The organism is Mesorhizobium sp. M1A.F.Ca.IN.020.06.1.1 (assembly GCF_004023265.1).
Lineage (GTDB): Bacteria > Pseudomonadota > Alphaproteobacteria > Rhizobiales > Rhizobiaceae > Mesorhizobium.
The window spans coordinates 1-4,094 of record NZ_RZSR01000544.1; the positions used below are offsets into that span (position 1 = coordinate 1).

A 4,094-nucleotide genomic window follows, 5' to 3' on the forward strand; every position below is an offset into this window, starting at 1 on the left:
CGGCGTGGCCAAGCCGAGCGCGCAGGGGCAGGCGATGATCAGCACCGACACCGCCGACACGATGGCGAAGGCCAGGCTGGGCTCGGGGCCGAAGAGCGACCATACAATGAAGGCGATGATCGCCACCAGCACGACAGCCGGCACGAAGTAAAAGGAAACTCGATCTGCCAGCCCCTGGATCGGCGCGCGCGAGCGCTGCGCCTTGGCGACCATTTCGACGATGCGCGAAAGCGTGGTCTCGGCGCCGACCTTTTCGGCACGCATGATGAGGGAGCCGTTCTTGTTGAGCGTGCCGCCGGTGAGCGAATCGCCCTCCGACTTCTCGATCGGCAGCGGCTCGCCAGTGATCATCGATTCCTCGATGGCCGAGCGCCCCTCGAGCACAATGCCGTCGACCGGCACGGCATCACCGGGACGGATACGGAGCCTGTCCCCGGTCTTGACGCTGTCGAGCGGCACGTCCTTCTCGGACCCGTCGGCGCCGATCAGGCGCGCCGTCTCTGGGGCAAGGTCGAGCAAGGCGCGAATGGCCGAGCCCGTGCGCTCGCGGGCGCGTAGTTCCAGCACCTGGCCGAGGAACACCAGCGAGACGATGACCGCGGCCGCCTCGAAATAAACCGGCACGCTGCCATCATGGCCGCGAAACTGGTGCGGGAAGACATCCGGGAACAGCGTCGCGACAAGGCTGAAGAGATAGGCAGCGCCGACGCCGAGCGAAATCAGCGTCCACATATTGAGACTGCGGTTGAGCAGCGATTCCCAGCCACGATGGAAGAACGGAAACGCCGCCCACAGCACCACCGGACTCGCCAGCGCCAGCTCTGCCCATGTCTTCGTGCGGCCGTCGACGAAACTTTCGAAGCTGACGCCCAGCATCGGCGCCATTGCGATGATCAGAAGCGGCAGCGAAAGCACGGCGCTGACCCGGAAGCGGCGGGTGAAATCGACAAGCTCCGGATTCGGGCCTTCGTCGCCGGAGGGCACGCCCATCGGCTCCAGCGCCATGCCGCAGATCGGGCAGGAGCCGGGCCTGTCGCGGATGATCTCGGGATGCATCGGACAGGTGTATTGCGTGCCCTTAGGCATCGGCTGCGGCGCAGGCCGGCCGGCAAGGTACTTTGCCGGCTCGGCTTCGAACTCGTCCTTGCATCCGGCCGAACAGAAATAGAAACCCTGCCCCTCGTGTCGGACAAAATGCCTGGCGCTCGCGCGGTCGACATTCATGCCGCAGACGGGATCGGTGGCCGTCAGATATTTGTCCGGCTCGGCCTGGAACTTCGTGCGGCAGCGCTCGCTGCAGAAATGAAAGGTCATGCCGCCATGCTCGGCCGCCGGCTTGCCGGCCGCCGGATCGACCGCCATGCCGCAGACGGGGTCGCGAATCACCGCTTCGGTCGCAGGCCGAGCATTCTTCCCCGAACAGCAGGATGCGCCGTGCGCATGATGATGGTTATGGTCGGAATGGGTCATCAGCAAATGCCTCGGAACTCTCGGATTGAGGCGGAGGTAGTCCTTCCAGTAACTGGAAGGTCAAGGGTCAGTTTCGATTTTTTAGTCTAGAAAGTTGATCGGCTGAGTGTCGAACGCACCTTCCGCGTGATGGAATTCGGCCTGTCGCACGCCCCATACACAGCGCGAAGAAAACGCGCTATAGACGCCGCCGAATGGCCAAGATCTCCCTCAAACTCGACGAAATCATCGATGGCGACGCTTTGCGCCGCGACATGACGGCGCTGACGGCGCCGAGCGCAGGCGACGGCTCCGGCAAGGCTGCCCGCACAGCCGTTCTCCAACTGCTCAAGGGCAAGCTCGCGGAAGGGCGAACGATCGCCGAGGCGATGCTGAAGCAGGATGGCGGCGGCCATGCCTGCGCCGAGCGGCTGTCGCATCTGATGGACGAGCTGATCCGGGCGCTTTACGATTTCGCGGCCACCCACGTCTACCAGGTCAAGAACCGCTCCGCCGCCGAGCGCATGGCGGTCGTCGCGGTCGGCGGCTACGGCCGCGGCACGCTGGCGCCGGGCTCCGACATCGACCTGTTGTTCCTGCTCCCTTACAAGCAGACGCCGTGGGGCGAGCAGATCGTCGAATACATGCTCTACATGCTGTGGGACATGGGGCTGAAGGTCGGCCACGCCACCCGCAACATCGAAGAGTGTCTGAGGCTCTCGCGCACCGACATCACTATCCGCACCTCGATCCTGGAAGCGCGCTTCCTGTGGGGCGAACGCAAGCTCTATGACGAACTGCTCACCCGCTTCGACCACGAAGTGGTGCGCACCACCGGACCCGAATATGTGCAGGCCAAGCTCGCCGAACGCGACGAGCGCCACGCCAAGGCGGGCGAGAGCCGCTATCTCGTCGAGCCCAATGTCAAGGACGGCAAGGGCGGCTTGCGCGATCTGCAGACGCTGTTCTGGATCGGCAAATACTTCTACCGCGTGCGTACCGGCCAGGAACTGGTCGAGAAAGGCGTCTTCACCGAAGCCGAGTATCGCGAGTTCCAGAAGGCCGAGGACTTCCTATGGGCGGTGCGCTGCCACATGCATTTCCTCACCGGCAAGGCGGAAGAGCGGCTGCATTTCGACATCCAGCGCGAGATCGCCGAGCGGCTGGGCTACACCACCCATCCCGGGCTGTCGGCGGTCGAGCGCTTCATGAAGCACTACTTCCTGGTCGCCAAGGATGTTGGGGATCTCACTCGCATCTTCTGCGCCGCGCTCGAGGAAGAGCAGGCCAAGCATGTGCCCGGCTTCAACCGCATCTTTCTCACCTTCTCGCGGCGCAAGCGCAAGCTTGCCGGCACGTCCGACTTCATTGTCGACAACCACCGCATCAACATTGCCGACGACAGCGTGTTCGAACGCGATCCGGTCAACCTGCTCCGGCTGTTCTGGTTCGCCGACAAGCACGGGCTGGAGTTCCATCCCGACGCGCTGAAGCTGCTTACCCGGTCGCTCGGCCTGGCCAACAAGTCGCTCAGGCGCGACGAGGAGGCCAACCGGTTGTTCCTCGATATCCTGACCTCGGACCGCAATGCCGAGCTCAACCTCAGGCGCATGAACGAGGCGGGGCTGCTCGGCAAGCTGATCCCCGACTTCGGCAAGATCGTCGCCATGATGCAGTTCTCGATGTACCACCATTATACGGTGGACGAGCATCTCATCCGCTGCATTGGCGTGCTGGCCGAGATCGAGCGCGGCGACGGCGCCAAGGTGCATCCGCTGTCGCACTCGCTGATGCCGGGGCTGAAGAAGAGCCGCGAGGCGCTCTATGTCGCGGTGCTCCTGCACGACATCGCCAAGGGCCGGCCGGAGGACCATTCGGAGGCCGGCGCCAGGATCGCGCGGCGCATCTGTCCGCATATGGGGCTGTCGGCCGCCGACACCGAGACCGTCGCCTGGCTGGTCGAAAACCATCTCGTGATGTCGATGACGGCGCAGACGCGCGACCTCAACGACCGCAAGACGATCGAGGATTTTGCCTCGATCGTGCAATCGGTGGAGCGGCTGAAGCTGCTTCTGATCCTGACCGTCTGCGACATTCGGGGCGTCGGACCCGGCGTGTGGAACGGCTGGAAGGGACAATTGCTGCGCACGCTCTATTTCGAGACCGAGCTGCTCTTGACCGGGGGCTTCTCCGAAGTGTCGCGCGCCGAGCGCACCTCCGCCGCGCGCGAGCGGCTCGCCGAGGCGCTTTCCGCATGGCCGGCGAAGGAGCGCAAGCGCTATGTCGCCCAGCACTACGAAAACTATCTGCTGACCGTCGACCTGCCCGACCAGTTGCGCCACGCCGAATTCGTCCGCGAGGCGGATGTGGCCGGCAGGAAGCTCGCCACCATTGTGAAGACGCATGAGTTCGAAGCGGTAACCGAGATCACCGTGCTGGCGCCGGACCATCCGCGCCTGCTGTCGGTGATCGCTGGCGCCTGTGCCGCGGCCGGCGGCAACATCGTCGATGCGCAGATCTTCACCACCTCTGACGGGCGGGCGCTGGACACCATTTTGATCTCCAGAGAATTCGATCGCGACGAGGACGAGCGGCGGCGGGCCGAACGCGTCGGCAAGCTGATCGAGGACGTGCTGTCCGGCAAG

At 64.3% G+C, this 4,094-nt stretch carries 2 protein-coding genes; one reads left to right on the forward strand and one right to left on the reverse strand.

Features of this window, described 5'->3' with window-relative positions:
* A partial coding sequence (locus EOA60_RS21870; protein WP_128311863.1) for an HAD-IC family P-type ATPase occupies window positions 1-1,470 on the reverse strand: 1,470 nt, incomplete at its 3' end.
* Window positions 1,471-1,664: 194 nt separating this feature from the next.
* Between EOA60_RS21870 and EOA60_RS21875 the strand changes: the two genes are divergently transcribed.
* On the forward strand, window positions 1,665-4,094 hold a 2,430-nt coding region (locus EOA60_RS21875), incomplete at its 3' end, for a [protein-PII] uridylyltransferase (RefSeq protein ID WP_128311865.1).